This is a genomic window from Actinospica sp. (assembly GCF_035552695.1).
Taxonomy (GTDB): Bacteria; Actinomycetota; Actinomycetes; order Streptomycetales; family Catenulisporaceae; genus Actinospica.
The window spans coordinates 58,396-77,484 of sequence record NZ_DASZKT010000093.1; the positions used below are offsets into that span (position 1 = coordinate 58,396).

The window sequence follows — 19,089 nt, forward strand, 5'->3', positions numbered from 1 at the left end:
CTCCGTGCTCGGATGCCTAGAACGCGCCGAGGCCGTGCGGGATGCCGATCCCGGTCGGGCCGTCCCAGCCGGCAATGGCGTTGCACAGCTTCTTGCTGATGCCGGGGTACGCGGCGCAGTTCAGGAACGCCTCGTTGTTTCCGCTGGTCACGTCCGTGAAGTCGGCCGCGGGCGCGGCGTAGAGGGTGTTCGGGCCGTCCACCGCGGACAGGTGGCCGGCCCGGGCGAACAGGCCGCCGATGTAGGGGGCTGACGCGCTGGTGCCGCCGACGATCGTCCAGTCGGCGGGCTGTCCGGTGCTCGGCGCGTAGGTGTCGTAGACGGCCAGGCCGGTGTTCGGGTCGGCGTCGGCGGCGATGTCGGCCGCGGCGCGGTGTCCGCCGCAGGCCGCGGTGACGGCGGCGGGCTGGCCGGTCGCCGCGCGGAAGTCGGTCTCGCAGCCGCTGCCGCCGTCGGACCACGCGGTCGACTTGGCGCCGGCCTTCGTCGGCATCGTGGTTCCGCCGACCGCGATCACCGTCGGCAGGTCGGACGGCCAGGACTGGTGGATGCCGCCGTTGAAGCCGCTGTCGCCGGTCGAGACCGCGATCGCGACGCCCTTGTGCTGGAAGGCTGCGAGGTCCGCGCCGCCGGTGTTGGTCACGTCGGCCGAGTAGCCGTAGCTGATGCTGACCACGGAGGCGTGCGCGCCGACGGCGGTGTTCACGGCCTTCGCGAAGTCTCCGGTGCTGACATCGTTGTCGTCCTCCCCGTCCTGCCAGGGCACGGATATCTCGACCAGGTGGCAGGTCCCGCACGCGGCGGAGGCCATGTCCAGGTCGAGCGAGGTCTCGACGGCGACGTCCTCTTCGAGCGCCGCGCCCGCGCCGCTCTTCTGCGGGGCGGGCTGTGCGCCGCCGGTGTAGTTCTCCAGGTGCAGGCAGCCGTTCGCGGTGGTGCACGCCGGCAGGCCGTACTGCTTGCGGTACGTGGCCAGGTCGGCGGCCAGGTGTCCGTCCACGCCGGCGTCGATGATGGCGATCGTCGCGGTGCTCGCGGTTGTGGACGGCAGGTCGTACGCGCTGGCCAGGCCCGCCGGTCCGTAGCCCGCGGGCTGTGAGGAGCTCAGCGGGGTGGTGCTGTTCTTGGCCGCGGTGACGACTTCCGCGTCGCAGTGGGCGCACACGCGGTGGGTTCCGTGCGTCTGCAGCAGGGTCCCGTTCCGCACCTGCTGCGCCACGGCGGCGACCGTCTCTCCGCTGTTCGCCGTGGCGCTGTTCGCCGCCGTCGCGCCGCTCGCGGTCGCCGCCGCCGTGAGCGCGAGGGCGGCCGCGACCGCGAGCACGGGTATGGCCGCGAGGCTCCGTCCCCGCATACCGAATACCGACATATCGTCCCCTTATCCCAGTGGGTGTCGCAGTGGGTTTCGCGGGGAGAGACGATCGCGGCGGAGATCGGTTGGCGCGGCTTCAGAAATATTTAAGGCAGCAGGCCGGAGCCCCACCAGCCCGCCGTGTGCCGGCTCGTCGCCGCCGCGATCGACCTCGTGCCCTGACCCGCGGACGACGGGCGCAGCGGCTCGGTCCGGGTGGCGCGGCGCCGGGCCGAGAGCGGGCCGAGGCCGCCGAGCAGGTCGATGGCCTCGGCGACGCGCTTGTCCGCCGTCACCGAGTTGGCCGGGAGCAGCCCGATCGCGCGAAAGCCCAGTTGGGCCGGTCGCAGGTCGGCCGGATCGGTGACCCGCATGCACGGCACGCCGAGCGCGTCGACGACCTCGGCGACGGTCGGATCGGTCGGCTCGGCCGGATCCGCGAGTACGAGCACGCACTCGCTCGCCGCGGCCACCGAGCGCACCGTCTCGTGCCAGTCCGACCGGCCGTAGCAGAAGGCGTCCGGGTGCTGGCCGCGCAGCCGCGGGAAGCGCTCCCGCAGGCCGAGCAGGACCGGCGCGGCGGCCTCGATGCGCGTGCCGGGCACGATCACGAACGAGAGCGCCTCCGGGTCCACCTCCTCGAGCGCGGGGTCCGCGGCCTCGCGCACGATCTCCGCCCGTCCGCCCGCGCCGCGCGCGTCCGCCGCCAACTGCTCGGCCAGGGCGTTGCCCGGTTCGGCGATCAGCACGACGGCATCGCCGCGGTTGGTGAAGTCGAGCACTGAGGCGTGCGCCGTGTGCCGGTGCGGGCACATCGCCGTCGCGGTGGCCGAGACGGCGCAACTCGGCCGCTCCGCGACCAGAACCTGGCGAGTGCGCATCACGGACGTCCACTCGCACACGGTGCGCAGCACGGCGTCGAGCGCCGCCGCGTCCTCGGACGGCAGCGCCACGGCGAGGCCCACCGCGCGGCCGTCCACGAGATAGCTGACCGCGGCGGTGACCGTGGCCCGCGTGTGCCGGGTGGCGTCGAGGTCCGAGTCGAGCACGACGTCCCGCCCGGGCGCCGCCGTGCCCGGACGCAGCCGCTCGGCGAGCGCGGCGCTGAACGCGGGGGCCGCCGGGCAGCGCACCGAGCCGCGTGTCGGATGCTCGAAGCGGGTGAGCACGTTGATACGCCCGCGGGCCACCAGCGGCCCCTTGCCGAGCGTCTGCACGAGGAGGGTCCTGTTCACCCGTCAATCGTGACGGAACTGGCGACCGGGCTGGTAGGACCAACAGGGTGATAGTCCACTGATGAACGTAACGAGGCTACCGTATTGTCCGATCTGATGCCTCGTGAGATCCGCGCGATCTGCCAGCTGCCGAGCGCCAGCAGGACGAAGGGGAAGCAGAACGCGATCTTGAAGCCGTCCAGCGCCGCCGTGGCGGACGCGGTGTGCTCGGCGCCGGTGGCGTCCACCAGGAGTCCGGTCGCGAGCAGCGTGATCGCGGAGGCCAGGAAGGCGCCCACGTTCACGATGCCCGAGGCCGTGCCCAGCTGCTCCGGCGGGCTGGCGCTCCGTGCGACGTCGAATCCGATCATCGAGCCCGCGCCGTTGCTCGCGTACGCGGATATCAGCACGATCAGCAGCCACAGCGGCGCCCGCCCGGGCCACAGCAGCACGGCGGCCAGCGCGAGCACGGTGCAGCCCACGACGCTGAGCGCGAGCGGCACGCGCAGGTCGGGACGCCGCGTCAGAGCCACCCCGAAGGCGAAGCAGAAGCCCATGTTCGCGCAGATCAGCAGGGTGAGCAGGGCGCTCGCGGAGCCGGAGCCGAGCCCCTCGCCCTGCACGAGGAAGGGGTAGCCCCACAGCAGGGTGAAAACGGCCGCCGGGAAGCCGGTGGTGAAGTGGACCCACAGCCCAAGCCGCGTCTGCGGGCGCGCCCACGTGACGCGCATCTGGTCCCGGAGTCGCCCGACGCGCCGCGTCCCCCGCATCGCGCGGCCGTGCGGCGTGTCGCGCACGATCCCGGCGGGCAGCACGAGCAGGCACGCGCCGACGGCGGCGACCGTGAGGAAGGTGCCGCTCCACCCGAGCGTCTGCAGGGCCCAGGCGAGCGGCCACGCGCTCGCGATGCCGCCGGCCGCTCCGGTGAGCGCGCTCAGCTGGGTCAGCAGCGCCACGCGGCGAGCCGGGAACCACGCGGACACGATCCGCAGCACACTGATGAACACCATCGCGTCGCCGCAGCCGAGCAGTCCGCGGGCGATGAGCGCGAACCCGAAGGAGTCGACGGCGGCGAACGAGGCCTGCGCGACGCACATGACGGTCAGGCCGGCCAACAGCAGGCGGCGCGGCCCGAAGCGGTCGACCAGCAGGCCCACGGGTATCTGCATCGCGGCGTAGACGAGCATCTGGAGCATCGAGAAGGCGGAGAGCGACGCGGCGTTGATGCCGAAGCGATGCTCGGCGTCCGGCCCGGCGACCCCGAGGCTGCTGCGGTTGAACACGGCCACGAAGTAGACGGCGACGGCCGCGGACCAGGTGACCCACGCGCGCGGCGATATGCGCTGATCGAGTGTATGAACGGGGACAGGGGCAGCGGCACTGTCTATCGCATCCATGGCGCCCGCATCCTCTCACGCATCGGACGTCATACGTTTTCCAGTTCGAGGAATGGGATGCGAAACGGAGCGGATCCCGGGCGATCCAGGGCGAACGGGACTAACTTGGAGGGAAGGGCGACGAAGACAGGAGCGCGGTGATGAAGGCGAATGTCGGAGACAGGCTCGTCATCATGTCCCGCCACCTCGACGAGGCGGTGCACGAGGGCGAGATCATCGAGGTCCACGGCGAGAACGGGACCCCGCCCTACCTCGTGCACTGGTCCGAGGGGGAGCACGAAGGGCTGATCTTCCCCGGGCCGGACGCCAAGATCATTCGAAGGCCGGCGAGCACGGCAGGTGCCTGAACACGGGTCCGGGCCGACCCCCGCTGGGACCGGCCCGGACCGTTCAGCCGTGCCGCTCGGGCAGACTGCTCGTGCTCATACCGCTCGGACTGCTCAGACCAGGTCGAAGCGGTCCAGGTCGGAGACCTTCGCCCAGGCCGCGACGAAGTCGCGCACGAACTTCTCCTTGGCGTCGTCGCTCGCGTAGACCTCGGCCACCGCGCGCAGTTCGGAGTTCGAGCCGAACACCAGGTCGGCCCGGGTGCCGGTCCACTTGACCGCGCCGTTCACGCTGCCCTCGAACACGGTGCCGTCCGCGGAGACCGGCTGCCAGGTCGTGTCCAGGTCGAGCAGGTTGGCGAAGAAGTCGTTCGTCAGCTTGCCGGGGGTCTCGGTGAACACGCCGAGCGCGGAGCGGTCGTAGTTCGCGCCGAGCACCCGCAGGCCGCCGACCAGCACGGTCAACTCGGGGGCGGTCAGCGTCAGCAGGTTCGCCCTGTCGAGCAACAGGAACTCGGCCGGCAGCCGGTTGCCCTTGCCGTAGTAGTTGCGGAAGCCGTCCGCCTTCGGCTCGAGCACGGAGAAGGACTCGACGTCCGTCTGCTCCTGCGCCGCGTCCACCCGGCCCGCGTGGAACGGCACCTCGACCTCGACGCCCGCGTCCTTGGCCGCCTTCTCCACCGCCGCGTTGCCCGCGATGACGATCAGGTCGGCCAGCGAGACCGGCTTGCCGAAGTTGGCCTTGATGCTCTCGAGGGTGCGCAGCACCTCGGCGAGGCTGTCCGGGTCGTTGACCTCCCAGCCCTTCTGCGGCTCGAGGCGCACCCGGGCGCCGTTGGCGCCGCCGCGCTTGTCGCTGCCGCGGAAGGTCGAGGCCGAGGCCCAGGCCGCGGACACCAGCTGGGACACCGTCAGACCGGAGGCCAGCACGTGCTCCTTGAGCGCCGCGACGTCAGCCGCGCCGATCGGCTCATGGGTGGCGGCGGGCAGCGGGTCCTGCCAGATGAGCACCTCGCTCGGCACTTCCGGGCCGAGGTAGCGCACGATCGGGCCCATGTCACGGTGCGTCAGCTTGTACCAGGCGCGGGCGAAGGCGTCCGCGAACTCGTCCGGGTTCTCGAAGAAGCGGCGGGAGATCGGCTCGTAGATCGGGTCGAAGCGCAGCGCCAGGTCGGTGGTGAGCATGTTCGGCGCGATCCGCTTGTTCGGGTCGTGCGCCGAGGGGACGGTGCCCTCGGCCGCGCCGTTCTTCGGCTTCCACTGCTTGGCGCCGGCCGGGGACTCGGTCAGCTCCCACTCGAAGCCGAACAGGTTCGAGAAGAAGTTGTTGCTCCACTTGGTCGGCGTGGTGGTCCAGGTGACCTCCAGGCCGGAGCCGATCGCGTCGGCGCCCACCCCGGTGCCGAAGGTGCTCTTCCAGCCGAGACCCTGCTGCTCGATCGGGGCGGCCTCGGGCTCCGCACCGACGTTGTCGGCCGGGCCGGCGCCGTGCGTCTTGCCGAAGGTGTGGCCGCCGGCGATCAGCGCGACGGTCTCCTCGTCGTTCATCGCCATCCGGCGGAAGGTCTCGCGGATGTCGCGGGCCGCGGCCAGCGGGTCCGGGTTGCCGTTGGGGCCCTCGGGGTTGACGTAGATCAGGCCCATCTGCACCGCGCCGAGCGGGTCCTCGAGGTCGCGGTCGCCGGTGTAGCGCTGGTCGTCCAGCCACACGTGCTCCGGACCCCAGTAGACGTCCTCCTCCGGCTCCCACGTGTCGACGCGGCCGCCGGCGAAGCCGAAGGTCTTGAAGCCCATCGTCTCCAACGCCACGTTGCCGGCCAGTACGAACAGGTCGGCCCAGGAGATGGACTGGCCGTACTTCTTCTTCACCGGCCACAGCAGCCGGCGGGCCTTGTCCAGGTTGACGTTGTCGGGCCAGCTGTTGAGCGGCGCGAAGCGCTGCTGACCGCCGCCGGCGCCGCCGCGGCCGTCGCTGATCCGGTAGGTGCCGGCGCTGTGCCAGGCCATCCGGATCATGAACGGGCCGTAGTTGCCGAAGTCCGCGGGCCACCAGTCCTTCGAGTCCGTCAGCACCGCGGCGACGTCCTGCTTGAGGGCGGCGAGGTCCAGCGCGTCGAACGCGGCGGCATAGTCGAAGTCCGCACCCACCGGGTTGGCCTCGGCCGGGTTCTTCGCCAGGATTTTCAGGTTCAGCTGCTCCGGCCACCACTGGCGGTTGCCGCCGCCGCGGACCGGCTCGAGGGCGCGCCCGTGCGCGACCGGGCACTTTCCTGCGGCCTCTGCGTGTGCTTCGAGGTTCTCGGACATGGGTGGAATTCCTTCCGATGCGGTTGTGCGGTGCTCAGGAGCTGCGGGTGGCTTGGCAGTCGGGGCACAGGCCCCAGTACACGACCTCGGCCTCGTCGATCGCGAAGCCGTGGCTCTCGGACGCGGTCAGGCAGGGCACTTCACCGGTCGCGCAGTCGACGTCGGCGACGACCCCACACGTCCGGCACACGACGTGGTGGTGGTTGTCGCCGACCCTGCCCTCGAACCGGGCGGGGCTGCCGGCCGGTTCGATGCGGCGGATCAGGCCCGCGGCGGTCAGCGCGTGCAGCGCCTCGTACACGGCCTGCAGCGATATGTGGCCGACCCTCTCGCGCACGCCGACGGCGACCGAGTCGACGTCCAGGTGCGCGCCGAGCCGGACGGTCTCCAGCAGCGCGGCCCTGGCGGCCGTCACCCGCAGGCCGGCACCGCGCAGCTCCTCGGCGGTGGTCGGAGTCTGGGATGCGGTCATGCCGCCACCCTACCCAGCTAAAGGCGAAGAGTTCAAGTAAACGAGGAGTACAAGTTTGATGGCCTGTCGGGGAACGAGCCGGGTGCGCCGACCGATCAAACGGCTGCTGCCTCGAGAGCGCTGAGGGCGTCCGCATCGAGCTGGATCTCGCCGGCGGCGATGTTCTCGGTCAGGTGCGTCGGATTGGCGGTGCCCGAAATCACCAGCGTCCGCGAGTATCGGGCGAGCAGCCACGCCAGGCCGATCTGGGCCGGCGTGGCGCCCAGCTTGGCGGCGACGGTGCGCACGGCGGGCTGGTCGACGACCTTGGGCTGGTCGGGGAACGCGGAGCCGAGGGGGCAGAACGGCACCCACGCCACGTCATGTTCGCGGCACACATCGAGCACCGGCTCGTGGGTGCGGTCGACGAGGCTGTACCAGTTCTGCACGCAGACGATGCCCGCTGGAAGCGCGTGGCGCAACTGGTCCGCGCTGACGTTGCTCAGTCCGACGCCGTCGATCTTCCCCTCGTCCCGCAGCGCGCTGAGCTCGGCAAGCTGACTGTCGAGGTCGACGCGCTGGTCGCCTTCGGCGGGGATGCCGGGCGGCATGTCCAAGCGGCGCAGGTTGACGACGGCCAGCCGGTCCGTGCCCAGTCGCGCGAGATTCGCCTCGACGCCCGCGCGCAGCTGTTCCGGTCGCTGCGCGGCGACCAGCGTGCCGCCCGCATCGCGTTCCGCGCCGACCTTGCTCGCCAGGACGAGATCTTCGGCGTAGGGGTGCAGCGCTTCACGGATCAGGTCGTTGGCATTGGCGCCCGCGGGTCCGTAGAACTCCGCGGTGTCGATGTGATCGACCCCCTGCTCGACCGCCGAGCGCAGGATCGAGACAGCGCTCTCTCGGCTGATCGTGGGACGGCCGAACCCCTCGGCCAGCTGCATCGCCCCGAAGCCGATCCGCGCCACGCGGTGTCCGGCGAGGGTGCTGGTGCTTCCGCCGCTGGTGCCGTTTCCGTCCCGCGCCGTGGTCCTCGCTGTGTCGTCGTTCTTGCTGCTCACGTTCCGCTCCCGTCTGGAGTTGGCTATCGTGGTGCACGAGATACAACCGGAGGAACCTCCGGTACGGACCCAGCGTAGCGGAAACGGAGGTACCTCCGCTTCATGGAGGACACCCAGCGAAGCACCGTGCGCGTGGACGCGCAGCGCAATCGGCAGCGGCTGATCGAGGCCGCCCGGCGGGCGTTCGCCACCGGCGAGGGAAAGGTCTCCCTCGAGGCGGTCGCGCGCGAGGCGGGCGTGGGCATCGGCACGCTCTACCGGCATTTCCCGACGCGGGAGGCGCTGGTCGAGGCCGTGTACCGCGCCGAGCGCGGCCGACTCTGCGAAGCCGCCGCAGAACTACTCGCCGAGCAGCCGCCGGACCGCGCGCTGCGCGGCTGGATGGATCGCTTCGCCGACTATGTCGCGACCAAGCGGGAGATGGCCGAGGCCCTGCGCACCCTGATCGCCTCCGGCACCATCACGAAGTCCGAGGCGCGCCAGGAGTTGTCCGCCGCGATTCAGCCGCTGCTCGACGCCGGCGCCGCGTCCGGGACGCTGCGTGCCGACGTGCGAGCGGAGGACGTGGTCGTCGGTGTGGTCGGAATCTTCTCCGTGTGCGTATTCCCCGAGCAGCGCGACCAGGCCTCCCGCCTGCTCGACTTGCTGATGGACGGTCTGCGCCGCACCGATGCCGCGCCGATTCCGCACCGCGAACCCGCCGCACCGTGAAACGGTTTTGACAGCCCTCGAACAGCGCTCGGAGACTGATCATATGACTGCCGATGCACACGCTCACGTGCTGGACCGTCCGGTGGCGGCCTCGCTCGCCGGCCACCACGCCGCATTCGCCCGGCGCCACGGGAGGGCCGTGCGCTTCGACCCGGATGTCGCCGTGTTCGCCGCCCTCGACGATGCGAGCGACCAGCGGGCCTGGGACGACGCCGTCCACCTGCTCGAACCGGACGCGCCGCTCGTGCTCCCCGGCGTGACCCAGTGGCCTGATAGCTGGGAACTGACCGTGATGCTCGACGGTGTGCAGCTGGAAGGCAGCGGAGTCGAGCCGTTGCCCGACGCCGAGGCCGTCGTGCTCGGCTCCGACGACGTGCCCGAGATCCTCGACCTGATCGCGCGCACCGACCCCGGCCCCTTCCGCCGGCGCACCATCGAACTCGGCACCTACCTCGGCATCCGCCGAGAGAGCGCTCTCATCGCCATGGCGGGCGAACGCATGCACCCGCCCGGCTGGACCGAGATCAGCGCCGTCTGCACCGACCCGGCTTACCGCGGCCAGGGCCTCGGCGGACGCCTGGTCCGCGCGGTCGCGGCCGGCATCATGGAACGCGGCGAGACCCCGTTCCTGCACGCGGCCGCGTCCAACGAGAGCGCTCTCCGGCTCTACGAGAAGCTCGGATTCACCGTGCGCCGTGCGATGCCCATCCCGCTCCTCACCCCTGCTCGATGACCTTCGCGAAGTAGAGCGCGCCGACGATCTCGATGCGCAGCCGGGGGTGATCGGCGGCGGCTTTCCTTGCTTTGAGCTTCACCTTGGAATAGGTGAGTGTGAGATCGCCGGTGTCGATCACGATGCCCGGCGAGGTGACGATGATCAGCTTGCCGTGCTGAATCTCGGCATCGATCCGCAGGACGGTCGACGGGATCAGCGCGTCGGTGAAGTCGAGGGTGACCTTGCACAGTTTCGAATGAAGCTGGATGCGCTCGGGCACCTGCCAGCACCCCTCCCGCTGACGGCGTCCGCGCCGGTCTGGTCGCGCATGGCGGCCGCCGACTTCCGCGCGTCGGCCACGCTCGCGAACGGCAGGCCCTTGTTCTCGGCCAGCTTGGACTCGCCCGAGACGTTGAACCCGCGCAGCACCACCTCGCGACCGTATCCGTCCACGTATTCGCCGTTCCGCACGGTGAGCACGGAGTCGGCCGCGTCGTCGAACCACTGCGAGCCGGAGACGCTGGACCCGCCCGACGCGCCGGACGCGGCGGCGTGCGCGGGCACGGCACCGAGGGAGCCGCCGAACAGCAGGCCGGTCGTGCCGACGAGCAGCACGGCCGAGAGCGCTCTCAGCTGTCGTCGCCGGGTAGCCCGATTCACCATCGCAGACTCCTTCGTCGCGGATTGGCAGCCGATCTGGTCGTACTGCGCGGCGGCCGCCTGCGGCAAGGAACGCGGGGTAAAGGCTGCTTCACATCCACCGGCAGGTATAACGATTGCGCACGGGCGTGCCGAGGTCGTCCGCAAAAGATCCGTTAACCACCGCTCCGGCCAGCAGGATTTCGGCCACTCGGCGCGTGTCCGGCCAAGATGTCCCTGCGTGAAATCACGATCTCGCAGTGTGGATACCGGGGCGTGGCGTGCGGCTTTGCCGAGGTCCTACGGCCGTGTACGGTGTGGGCTCAAACGCCGGTGTACCACCGGTTTCGCTGGTCCGACGCATCCCGCGGGTGATCCCCCGGCTCGTGGCCGCACGCCAGAATCCCGCGCACCTCTTGTACGTCCTGTCCATAGGCACGCGTACCACCCGGCCATACTCTGCGCTTCCGTACCCTGCACCGCCCCGGAATGCGAGCGACGAGCGAGGAGCACAGCACATGACGACCAGAAGCCAACGGGCCGCCGCCGCCGATGCCACCGGGCACCGGCTGCGCGGAGAATCACTGGGCCGGTTCGACTCCACCGTGATGGCCGTGGCCGGAACCGCACCCGCCTACTCGATCGCCGGCACCACGGCCGCGCTGGTCGGCGCGGTCGCCTACGCAGGTCCCGCCGCGCTGCTCTACTGCGGCATACCGATGCTCGGGATCGCCTTCGCCTTCAGCTACCTGACCCGGGTGGACGTGAACGCGGGCGCCAGCTACTCGTGGGTGGCCAGGGCGCTGCACCCCGCGCTCGGCTTCATCGCCGGCTGGGCGCTGGTCGTCTCCGCGCTCATCTTCATGGTCATCGGCTCGCTGCCCGCCGGGACCGCGACCCTCTCGCTCTTCTCCGCCTCCGCCGCGGCGAACACCACCGACACGCTCATCGTCGGCGCGATCTGGTTCCTGGTCATGCTCGCGCTGGTCGGCGTCGGCGTCCGGATCACCGCGCACGCCCAGTGGATCATGACGGGGGTCGAAGTCGCCATCCTGCTGGTCTTCGGCCTGGTCGCGCTGTTCCGCAGCGGCCACGTCACGCACTTCAGCTGGCACTGGTTCAGCCTCGGCGCCTTCCACGGCGGCAGCGGATTCGCGGCCGGCGCGCTGGTCGCGGCGTTCTACTACTGGGGCTGGGACGTCACCTGCAACCTGAGCGAGGAGACCAAGCGCGCCTGGCGCACCACCGGCACCAGCGGCCTGGTCGGCGTGCTGATCTCGCTCGGCCTGTTCGAGCTCTTCGCCGTCGTCGTCAACCTGAACCTGACCTCGGATCAGATCAACAGCAACGCGGCCAACGTGCTCTCCGCGCTCGGCAACGTCGTCTGGGCCGGGACCGGCGGCAAGATCATGGTCGTCGCGGTGATGCTCTCCACCGTCGCCACCCTGGAGACCACGCTCATCCAGGTCAGTCGCTCGCTGTTCGCCATGGGCCGCGACCACACCCTGCCGCGCGCGCTCGGCCGGGTGCACCCGCGCCGGCAGACCCCGCTGGTCGCGCTCGGCGTCGTCGGCGTGATCAGCCTCGTCCTGTTCGTCCTGTCCAACAAGGTCGGCTCGCTCGGCACGATCATGAGCGACGCGTTCAGCGCGATCGGCCTGCAGATCTGCGTCTACTACAGCCTGGCCGCGATCGCGGTGATCGTCGCGTATCGCAAGGTGCTGCTGAAGTCGGTTGGCAACGCGGTGTTCATCGGCCTCTGGCCGCTGCTCGGCGCGGTGTTCATGGCCTGGGTGTTCGTGCAGGCCCTGCCGACGCTGACCGCGGAGACGAAGGAGATCGGCCTCGGCGCGCTCGCCCTCGGCCTGATCCCGCTGGTCTGGTTCTGGCGCAAGGGCAGCTCGTACTACCGGACCGAACGGCTCGAGGTGTCCCTGGACACGCTGGTCGGCGAAAACGAGGCCGAGCACGACGGGATCCTGGCCGCCGCGACCCGCTCCGGCGCGCCGGACGACGTGCTGGCCACGGACCTGTAGGCCGCGCCGTGCCGCCGCTGGGCCGGACGTTCAAGCCCGTATTCGACATCTGCCTGCGGGACCGCGATCTGCGCACCGCGGTGGAGGACATCGGCATCGGGCGCTGGGTCGGCGTGCGCGACCTGCTGGAGAGGACCGGCGCGGACTGGGACCGGCGCACCCACCGGGTCAGGGTGCTGGCCGACGCGGCGGCCGGCGGCAAGTGCGTCGAGACCTGGCAGGTCGCGCAGCCCGAGAGCGTGGACGCGCTGGTGCTGCGCGCCGAGGTCGAGGTGGTGCGGACCTTCCGCGTCGTCGCGCGCGACGGGACGGTGGCGACGATGCGCCTCGACGCCACCGTCGAAGCCTGCGTCGCAGCGGCCAAGGCGGCCCCGACCGATCCGGTGCCCGTGGTCTCGCTGCTCACCATCGCCCGGCTCTATCCGGGCGGCAAGCGGGAGATCGACTCCTGGTGGGCCGAGATGCAGCGCCGCGACGCGTTCAATCGCGAGGCCTGCCATCAGGTGCTGCGCTATTTCTCCAGCCGCTATCACGGCTCGGCCACGATGGTGCAGAACTTCGCCCGCGAGTGCGCCCAGCGGGCCCCGCACGGCTCGCCGCTCGCTGTGCTGCCGCTCGTCGCGCGCGTCGAGGAGTTCAAGTTCGGCCGGGCCAAGCACGACGCCGCGGACCTGGCCCTGAACGACATCTGGATCGACGAAGGCGCCATGTACGACCTCGATGTCGTCCTGGACCGCTGGTTCCGCCGCCGCGGCCGCGCATACGCCCAGGACGTCCCAGACCTGCACTATCTCGCGCACGGCCTCTGCTTCGGCAACCGCGTCGAGCAGGCGGCCGCCGTCTTCGACCTCATCGGCGACCTCGCCGCCAGCACCCCGTGGTCCCTCGCGGGAGATCCCGCGTCCACGTTCGGCTACTGGCGAAGCAGAGCCCTGAGCGGGCGGCGCTAGCCGGCACCGACTCGAGCCGAAGCTCAGGAGCGCCGACCCAGGGCCGCCGACACGCCGGGGTAGTCGCCCTGCGCGAGGATGCGGTCCCGGACCCGGCCGAGCCCGCTGGCTACGGCGTTGAGCTCGTCCGTCGTCAGCACGTCGATGAGCAGCTTGCGCACGGCGCGCACGTGTCCGGGCGCCGCCTCCTTCAAGACCTCGAAACCGGCGTCGGTGAGCACGGCCCAGACTCCGCGCGGGCCGCCGCGGCATTCCCGGCGCCGGACGTACCCGGCCTTCTCCAGCTGCGAGATCTGGTAGGTCGTGCCGCTCTGCGTGGTGAACAGCGTCTCGGCGAGCTCGGTCATCCGCAGCTCGCGGTTCGGCGCCTCACTGAGACGGGAGAGCACCTCGTACTGCACGTGCGTAAGCCCGGCCTCGTCCTTGAGCTGCTGGTCCAGCTTGCGGTCCAGCAGCGCCGCGGTGGCGAAGAACGCCAGCCACGCCTTCATCTCGTCCTCGGACAGCCATTCCACCTGCTCAGCCACGACCTCAGCCTACTTCTCCTCGTCGATCCTCAGGGCAGAATCACGGTCTTGCCGCGTGAATGGCCGGCGCGCGCCTTCGCGACCGCCTCCGGGGCCTCGGCCAGCGGGACCGTCTGCTCGATCCGCACCCGCAGGTCGCCGCTCGCCGCCAGCCTCGCGAGCTCGGCCAGCGTCTCCGGGGTGGCGTCGCTGGCGAGGTTCACGCCCTGGATGCCGCGCCCCGCGAGAGTCTCCGGGTCGGCGGTGTGGGTCGTGCTGACCACCGTGCCGCCGTTGCGCACGAGCTCGCTCAGGGCATTGACATCACTCACGGTCGAGGCGACCAGGTCGAGCATCGCGTCGATGCCGTCCGGGTACGCGGCGGCCACCTGCTCGTGCGTCGGCGCCTCGGTGAAGTCGATGACCGTGTGCGCGCCGAGTTCCCGCAGGTAATCGGCCACGTCCGCGGTCCCGGTGGCCAGCACGCGCGCGCCGAGGCGGGCGGCGAACTGGACCGCCGACTGCCCGACGCCGCCGCTCGCGCCGTTGATCAGCAGCGTCTGACCGTCCTTCAGGTTCGCCGCCCCGACCGCCTGGTACGCGGTGACCGCGGCGGTGGGCAGCGCGGCGGCGAGCGGGTAGTCGAGCTCGTCGGGGAGCAGCGCGAGCTTGCCGTCCTGATGGGCCAGGGTGAACTCGGAGTACGAGCCCTGACCCTGCGGCAGCCGCATGAACTGGCCGTACACCCGGTCGCCCTCGCGGAACCTGGTGACCCCGGGACCGGTCTTGACGACCAGCCCGGCGCCGTCCGAGCCCAGCACGAGCGGGAAGGAGTGCGGCACGACGTCCTTGAGCGCGCCGTCCGCGACCTTCCAGTCGAACGGGTTGAGACCGGCGGCGAGCAAGTGGACCAGCAGTTCGCCCGGCCCCGGTTCGGGCGTGGGCAGTTCGGTGAGTTCGGGTTCGGCTCGGAAATCGTTGACGATGACTGCCTTCATCACGATCGGCCTTTCGGGGGAACAGCGTGGGTGCGGGGGAGCGGTTCAGCCCAGCGCGCCGGCGAGCGCGATGGTGTGGTGAGTGTGCTCGACCTTGGCGCTGAGGTAGCGCAGGTTGTTCGGCGTGGCGTGCACGCCGGTCGGGACCGTTTCGGCGATCTTGATGCCGAGGTCGCGCAGCTGGCGGGCCTTGTCGGGGTTGTTGCTCAGCAGGTCGAGTTCAATGATGCCGAGAGCGTTCAGCATCTGCGCGGCGGCGGTGTAGTCGCGGCCGTCCTCGGGCAGACCGAGCGCCAGGTTGGCCTGGTAGGTGTCCAGGCCGGCGTCCTGCAGCGCGTACGCGTCGAGCTTGTTGTACAGGCCGATGCCGCGGCCCTCCTGGCGCAGGTAGAGCAGCACGCCGCCGGCGTTCTCGATCCGCTCGGCCGCCTCGCGCAGCTGCGGCCCGCAGTCGCAGCGCGCCGAGCCGAACACGTCTCCGGTCAGGCACTCGGAGTGCATGCGCACCAGCGGGGTGGCGTTGCCGGAACGCTCGCCGAGCAGCAGCGCGAGGTGCTCCGCGCCGTCGACCAGGCCGTGGAAGGTGACCGCCTCCGCGGTGACGGAGTAGCCGTCGCCGAAGGTCAGCGGGATGGTGACGCGGGTGCGGATGGTGGCTGCGGGGATCTCGGTCGCCATGATCGCTCCTGACGAGACTCGGCTCGGTTGGCTTCAAATTTGAACTCGATCCCGAGCGTACGCTCGATTTCAAATTTGAACAACCCTCTCCGGCGACGAGTTGTTCCGCGTTTTCGACATCCACGCATCGAACAGATGTTCTATAGTGGTGGGATGAGGTGGTCCGGCCAGCTGATCGACGCCGAGGACGGCGGCTCCCGTCAAGGTGCGCTGTTCGAGGCCGAGCCGGTCGTGCGCACCTTCGACACGCCCGCCTTCCGCGGCTCGACCTTCTACGAGGTGCGCGCGAAGACCGTGCTCAACCGCGTACCCGGCGACTCGCCGTTCTTCGGCTGGACTGTGAACCCGTACCGGGGCTGCGGCCATCGCTGCGTCTACTGCTTCGCACGCAAGACGCACACCTACCTCGACTTCGACTCCGGACTCGACTTCGACACCCGCATCGTGGTCAAGGTGAACGCGCCGGAGGTGCTGCGACGGGAGCTGGCCCGCAAGTCGTGGCGCCACGAGCACGTGGCGATGGGTACGAACGTGGACTGCTATCAGCGTGCTGAGGGCCGCTACCAGCTGATGCCGGGGATCATCGCCGCGCTCGCCGATTCCGGGACGCCCTTCTCGATCCTGACCAAGGGCACACTGATGCTGCGCGACCTGCCGCTGCTGCAGCGTGCCGCGCGGGAGGTGGAGGTGGGCCTGAGCATGTCCATCGGCTTCGTCGACGACGCGCTGTGGCGCGAGGTCGAGCCCGGCACGCCCAGCCCCGCCCGCCGCCTCGACGCCGTACGCGCGCTCGCCGACTCGGGCATCGGCTGCTCGGTGCTGATGGCGCCGATCCTGCCGCATCTCTCCGACTCACCGGAGCAGTTGCGCGCGACGGTCGAGGCGATCGCGCGGGCCGGGGCGAAGTCCGTCACTCCGCTGATGCTGCACCTGCGCCCCGGTGCCCGCGAGTGGTACGCCGCCTGGCTGAAGGAGCATCACCCCGACCTCGTGCCGCGATACCGAGCGCTCTACCGCCGCGGCTCGTACCTCCCCGCCTGGTACGGCGACAAGGTCACCGACCTCGTCCACGAATACGCCGCCGAATTCGGCATGACCCGCCCCAACCGCGGCTCCGCCCGCAACCTCCCGCAGCCCGATCCCGAACCCTCGGCCGAAGCGTCGGCCGACTCGCCGTCCGCGGAGCGTCCCACCCAACTGAGCCTCTGGGGCGACTAGGGCTTGCGGCGGCGATACGAGATGACTGGTAGCGTCCTGCGGTGCGATACGACCCTTCGTTCTTTGCCGGCGCGGCCGTCCACTACCGGTCCGGAAGGCCCCCCTACTCGCCTCAGCTCGAGGCTCTCCTCGCTGCGGAGCTCGGCCTGGATGATGGTCATGGTGGTGACGGCAGCGGAAGGCTCCTCGACGTCGGATGCGGTCCCGGCATCCTGACCATACGACTGGCCCACCTGTTCGAGGCCGTCGTCGGCCTCGACCCCGACGCCGCGATGATCGCCGAAGGCCGCGGGGCGGCCCAGGAGCGCGGCATCGCGAACATCACCTGGATCCAGGCTCGGGCCGAGGAGCTTCCCGAGGTGGCGCCCGGGCCGTACCGAATGGTCACCTTCGGCCAGTCCTTCTACTGGACCGACGAAATCCGGGTGGCCGAGGCGGTGTACGACATGCTGGAGCCGGGCGGCGCTCTTGCTCTTGTCGGGCACAAGTTCGAGGGGCGGCCCGTCCCGCCGAGCCCCGGGCCGCCGCGAATTCCGCACGACGAGATCGGCGAACTCGTCCGGAAGTATCTCGGACCGACCAGGCGCGCGGGCCAGAGCGCCCCGCCGGTTCAGGCACTGAGCCTCGAGGACGCCCTCGCAGGCACCCGTTTCGGCGCGCCACGGGTGATCTTCGCTCCCGGCATCCCCGACCTCGTGCGGGACGTCGAGAGCGTGGTGTCAGGCTACTTCTCCATGTCCTTCGCCGCGCCGCACCTCTTCGGCGACCGCGTCGACGAATTCGCCGTCGAGGTGCGAGAACTGCTGTGGGAGCGATCCCCCGAAGGCGTCTTCTGGGACTGGCCAGGTGATACCGAGGTGATGTTCGTCCGCAAGTGACCGCCTAGCGCAGGCCCGCGAACAGATCGTCTTCGGGTAGTGGCGCGCCGGTGGTGTCCTGGACTCGCACGAAGGTCTCGATACCCATCAACTGCGTGAAGCGCTCGACGCCGAGGTTCAGGAAGAAGATGTTCTCGCCCTGGCTGGCGTGCGCTTTGAGGGCGTCGAACTTCTGCGGGCCGAACTTGGCGACGTCGACCCAGGTGGAGATCTCCTCGTCGGGGAGGCCGATGTCGGGGACGTTGTTCCCGTCGTTCTCGCTGTTCTCGCCGTCCTCGGGGACGTCCCAGTCCTCGCCGAGCTCGCGCATGATCCGGCCGAACTCGGCCATCATCGAGCGCGGCGCGGTGGTCCAGTAGACCTTCGCCGGGATGCCGGACTGCGCCACGGCCTCCATGGTGATCCGGTGCGCCTGGATGTGGTCCGGGTGGCCGTAGAAGCCGTTCTCGTCGTACGTGATGACGACGTCGGGCTGGTGGATGCGCATCAGCTCGGCGAGTCGCGCCGCCGCTTCGGGGACCGGCGTGGTCCAGAAGGAGCCCGGCGCGTCGTTCTGCGGCCAGCCCATCATTCCCGAGTCCGCGTAGCCGAGCAGCTCCAGCTCGTCGATCTGCAGCACCCGGCAGGCGGCTTCGAGCTCCACCTTGCGCAGCGCGGCGACCGCCGCGGGATCGTGCCCAGGCTCCCCGGGTTTCACCCCGCCGGGCCCGTCCCCGCAGCTCCCGTCCGTGCACGTAACGAGCACGGTGCGGAAGCCCTCGGCGGCGTACCGCGCGAACACCCCGCCGGTGCCAGTCGCCTCGTCGTCGGGATGGGCGTGCACCGCCATCAACGTCAGTGGCCGATCAACCATGAGCCGCATCCTACGGGGCGCCACCGACAGCCGCCGACAGCCGGGGACGGGCGTCGACAGCCGCTGACAGCGGCGGCCGGCCGCGTACCGCGACCGGTGGCGGGTGGCAGACTGTTGCCCGGCAGCTGATCAGGCAGGCCGTCCTATCGAGGGAGGAAGTCCGTGGCCCCACGCGAGGCGGCGCGCACGGCCGGCGCGACGGCGCGGGCGAAGCAGCAGCCCGGCGCGGGAGAAGGAGGACCGGCCCGGCTCTCCCGCGGGACCCTGGAGGGCGAGCCCTCGCTGCTGTACGTCATGAAGCAGGTCGAGCTCGCGGTACGCGCGGCCCTCGACGACATCGTCCGTCCCGACGGCCTCACCGCGCTGCAGTACACCGCGCTGACCGTCCTCGAGCGGCACCCGAACCTGACCTCGGCTCAGCTCGCCCGCAACTCCTTCGTCACCGCCCAGGCGATGGCCGACATGGTCTCCGCGCTGCGCGACCTCGGCCTGATCGAGCGGCATCGCGACGAGAGCGACCGCCGCCGCCTCGTGCTCGCCCTCACCCCGGTGGGCCGCAAGCTGCTGAGCCGCTACCGCGACCAGGTCGCCGCCCTCGAGGACCGGATGCTCGTCGGTCTCACCGACCGGCAGATCGGCCAGCTGCGAGAGAGCCTCCTCTCCTGCCGCGCCGCCCTCTCCGGCCACCTCCCGCACTGACCTCCGGCCACCGACCGTACCGCGACCACACTAACAAGTTTCCTGATCTTTACTCGCGCCGCGCTGACCGCGTTAGCACCAAACTCATGCCTTGATCAGGTTTC

General features: G+C 70.6%; 20 protein-coding genes. 8 read left to right on the plus strand and 12 right to left on the minus strand.

The genetic code is table 11. The features are described 5' to 3' along the window. Positions 1–16: 16 nt before the first annotated feature. The 3 genes from VG296_RS11830 to VG296_RS11840 form a co-directional block, all read right to left on the minus strand. Positions 17–1,369: a peptidase S8 gene (locus VG296_RS11830; RefSeq protein ID WP_325565707.1), complete on the minus strand. Its 1,353-nt coding sequence runs from the start codon at positions 1,367–1,369 to the stop codon at positions 17–19. Between the two features lie 89 nt (positions 1,370–1,458). Then, entirely contained in the window at positions 1,459–2,586 is a 1,128-nt protein-coding gene (locus tag VG296_RS11835; protein WP_325565708.1) for a hypothetical protein, read from the minus strand. After that, positions 2,583–3,962 carry an MFS transporter gene (locus tag VG296_RS11840; RefSeq protein WP_325565709.1) on the minus strand — a complete coding sequence of 460 codons (1,380 nt, stop codon included), beginning with the start codon at positions 3,960–3,962 and terminating at the stop codon, positions 2,583–2,585. Before VG296_RS11840 ends, VG296_RS11835 begins: the two co-directional genes overlap by 4 nt. Positions 3,963–4,102: 140 nt before the next feature. Between VG296_RS11840 and VG296_RS11845 the strand changes: the two genes are divergently transcribed. Beyond that, complete coding sequence (locus VG296_RS11845; protein WP_325565710.1) at positions 4,103–4,309, plus strand: DUF1918 domain-containing protein; 207 nt, start codon at positions 4,103–4,105, stop codon at positions 4,307–4,309. Positions 4,310–4,402: 93 nt separating this feature from the next. Here the strand turns inward: VG296_RS11845 and katG are convergent, their stop codons facing one another. The 3 genes from katG to VG296_RS11860 form a co-directional block, all read right to left on the minus strand. Next, the gene (katG, locus tag VG296_RS11850) at positions 4,403–6,595 is read right to left on the minus strand and encodes a catalase/peroxidase HPI (RefSeq protein WP_325565711.1); all 2,193 of its coding nucleotides are present in this window, start codon (positions 6,593–6,595) and stop codon (positions 4,403–4,405) included. Positions 6,596–6,629: 34 nt separating this feature from the next. Beyond that, positions 6,630–7,067, minus strand: a complete 438-nt coding sequence (locus VG296_RS11855; protein ID WP_325565712.1) for a Fur family transcriptional regulator — start codon at positions 7,065–7,067, stop codon at positions 6,630–6,632. Between the two features lie 95 nt (positions 7,068–7,162). Next, positions 7,163–8,104, minus strand: coding sequence for an aldo/keto reductase (locus VG296_RS11860; RefSeq protein WP_325565713.1), 942 nt, complete (start codon positions 8,102–8,104; stop codon positions 7,163–7,165). 102 nt (positions 8,105–8,206) lie between these two features. On the opposite strand from VG296_RS11860, the gene VG296_RS11865 reads away from it, so the two are divergent. Continuing rightward, entirely contained in the window at positions 8,207–8,815 is a 609-nt protein-coding gene (locus VG296_RS11865) for a helix-turn-helix domain-containing protein (RefSeq protein WP_325565714.1), read from the plus strand. 43 nt (positions 8,816–8,858) lie between these two features. Next, positions 8,859–9,548: a GNAT family N-acetyltransferase gene (locus VG296_RS11870; protein WP_325565715.1), complete on the plus strand. Its 690-nt coding sequence runs from the start codon at positions 8,859–8,861 to the stop codon at positions 9,546–9,548. On the opposite strand, the gene VG296_RS11875 is transcribed toward VG296_RS11870, so the two are convergent. Both VG296_RS11875 and VG296_RS33190 read right to left on the minus strand, forming a co-directional pair. Next, positions 9,532–9,810 (minus strand): hypothetical protein, encoded by a 279-nt coding sequence (locus VG296_RS11875; RefSeq protein WP_325565716.1) that lies wholly within the window; start codon positions 9,808–9,810, stop codon positions 9,532–9,534. The genes VG296_RS11870 and VG296_RS11875 overlap by 17 nt on opposite strands. Then, the gene (locus tag VG296_RS33190; protein ID WP_325565717.1) at positions 9,744–10,193 is read right to left on the minus strand and encodes a hypothetical protein; all 450 of its coding nucleotides are present in this window, start codon (positions 10,191–10,193) and stop codon (positions 9,744–9,746) included. Before VG296_RS33190 ends, VG296_RS11875 begins: the two co-directional genes overlap by 67 nt. A 494-nt stretch (positions 10,194–10,687) precedes the next feature. Here VG296_RS33190 and VG296_RS11885 point away from each other — a divergent pair, with 494 nt between their 5' ends. Together VG296_RS11885 and VG296_RS11890 are read left to right on the plus strand one after the other, a co-directional pair. After that, entirely contained in the window at positions 10,688–12,205 is a 1,518-nt protein-coding gene (locus VG296_RS11885; protein ID WP_325565718.1) for an APC family permease, read from the plus strand. Between the two features lie 8 nt (positions 12,206–12,213). Then, on the plus strand, positions 12,214–13,155 hold the full coding sequence (locus VG296_RS11890) for a hypothetical protein (RefSeq protein WP_325565719.1): 942 nt from the start codon (positions 12,214–12,216) through the stop codon (positions 13,153–13,155). A gap of 23 nt (positions 13,156–13,178) precedes the next feature. On the opposite strand, the gene VG296_RS11895 is transcribed toward VG296_RS11890, so the two are convergent. From VG296_RS11895 to VG296_RS11905, 3 genes are read right to left on the minus strand one after another with little or no spacing between them, the layout of a single operon-like run. Beyond that, positions 13,179–13,682: a MarR family winged helix-turn-helix transcriptional regulator gene (locus VG296_RS11895; RefSeq protein ID WP_325565720.1), complete on the minus strand. Its 504-nt coding sequence runs from the start codon at positions 13,680–13,682 to the stop codon at positions 13,179–13,181. Positions 13,683–13,711: 29 nt separating this feature from the next. Then, on the minus strand, positions 13,712–14,659 hold the full coding sequence (locus tag VG296_RS11900) for an NADP-dependent oxidoreductase (RefSeq protein ID WP_325565721.1): 948 nt from the start codon (positions 14,657–14,659) through the stop codon (positions 13,712–13,714). Between the two features lie 45 nt (positions 14,660–14,704). Continuing rightward, a complete protein-coding gene (locus VG296_RS11905; RefSeq protein WP_325565722.1) occupies positions 14,705–15,337 on the minus strand; it encodes a GTP cyclohydrolase II in 633 nt (210 codons plus the stop codon). Positions 15,338–15,490: 153 nt separating this feature from the next. On the opposite strand from VG296_RS11905, the gene VG296_RS11910 reads away from it, so the two are divergent. Beyond that, positions 15,491–16,555 carry an Rv2578c family radical SAM protein gene (locus VG296_RS11910; protein ID WP_325565723.1) on the plus strand — a complete coding sequence of 355 codons (1,065 nt, stop codon included), beginning with the start codon at positions 15,491–15,493 and terminating at the stop codon, positions 16,553–16,555. A gap of 41 nt (positions 16,556–16,596) precedes the next feature. Beyond that, positions 16,597–17,433, plus strand: coding sequence for a class I SAM-dependent methyltransferase (locus tag VG296_RS11915; protein ID WP_325565724.1), 837 nt, complete (start codon positions 16,597–16,599; stop codon positions 17,431–17,433). Positions 17,434–17,437: 4 nt separating this feature from the next. Here the strand turns inward: VG296_RS11915 and VG296_RS11920 are convergent, their stop codons facing one another. Then, positions 17,438–18,286 (minus strand): PIG-L family deacetylase, encoded by an 849-nt coding sequence (locus VG296_RS11920; protein ID WP_325565725.1) that lies wholly within the window; start codon positions 18,284–18,286, stop codon positions 17,438–17,440. Positions 18,287–18,580: 294 nt separating this feature from the next. Here VG296_RS11920 and VG296_RS11925 point away from each other — a divergent pair, with 294 nt between their 5' ends. Then, positions 18,581–18,985 (plus strand): MarR family winged helix-turn-helix transcriptional regulator, encoded by a 405-nt coding sequence (locus tag VG296_RS11925; protein WP_349259531.1) that lies wholly within the window; start codon positions 18,581–18,583, stop codon positions 18,983–18,985. Positions 18,986–19,089: the final 104 nt, after the last annotated feature.

What these genes read in the sequence shown, in the direction of transcription:
- VG296_RS11830 (WP_325565707.1), bottom strand. Translation starts at nt 1,369, where the DNA reads ATGTCGGTATTCGGTATGCGGGGACGGAGCCTCGCGGCCATACCCGTG.
- VG296_RS11840 (WP_325565709.1), bottom strand. Translation starts at nt 3,962, where the DNA reads ATGGATGCGATAGACAGTGCCGCTGCCCCTGTCCCCGTTCATACACTC.
- VG296_RS11845 (WP_325565710.1), top strand. Translation starts at nt 4,103, where the DNA reads ATGAAGGCGAATGTCGGAGACAGGCTCGTCATCATGTCCCGCCACCTC.
- katG (WP_325565711.1), bottom strand. Translation starts at nt 6,595, where the DNA reads ATGTCCGAGAACCTCGAAGCACACGCAGAGGCCGCAGGAAAGTGCCCG.
- VG296_RS11855 (WP_325565712.1), bottom strand. Translation starts at nt 7,067, where the DNA reads ATGACCGCATCCCAGACTCCGACCACCGCCGAGGAGCTGCGCGGTGCC.
- VG296_RS11865 (WP_325565714.1), top strand. Translation starts at nt 8,207, where the DNA reads ATGGAGGACACCCAGCGAAGCACCGTGCGCGTGGACGCGCAGCGCAAT.
- VG296_RS11870 (WP_325565715.1), top strand. Translation starts at nt 8,859, where the DNA reads ATGACTGCCGATGCACACGCTCACGTGCTGGACCGTCCGGTGGCGGCC.
- VG296_RS33190 (WP_325565717.1), bottom strand. Translation starts at nt 10,193, where the DNA reads ATGGTGAATCGGGCTACCCGGCGACGACAGCTGAGAGCGCTCTCGGCC.
- VG296_RS11885 (WP_325565718.1), top strand. Translation starts at nt 10,688, where the DNA reads ATGACGACCAGAAGCCAACGGGCCGCCGCCGCCGATGCCACCGGGCAC.
- VG296_RS11900 (WP_325565721.1), bottom strand. Translation starts at nt 14,659, where the DNA reads ATGAAGGCAGTCATCGTCAACGATTTCCGAGCCGAACCCGAACTCACC.
- VG296_RS11905 (WP_325565722.1), bottom strand. Translation starts at nt 15,337, where the DNA reads ATGGCGACCGAGATCCCCGCAGCCACCATCCGCACCCGCGTCACCATC.
- VG296_RS11910 (WP_325565723.1), top strand. Translation starts at nt 15,491, where the DNA reads ATGAGGTGGTCCGGCCAGCTGATCGACGCCGAGGACGGCGGCTCCCGT.
- VG296_RS11920 (WP_325565725.1), bottom strand. Translation starts at nt 18,286, where the DNA reads ATGGTTGATCGGCCACTGACGTTGATGGCGGTGCACGCCCATCCCGAC.
- VG296_RS11925 (WP_349259531.1), top strand. Translation starts at nt 18,581, where the DNA reads ATGAAGCAGGTCGAGCTCGCGGTACGCGCGGCCCTCGACGACATCGTC.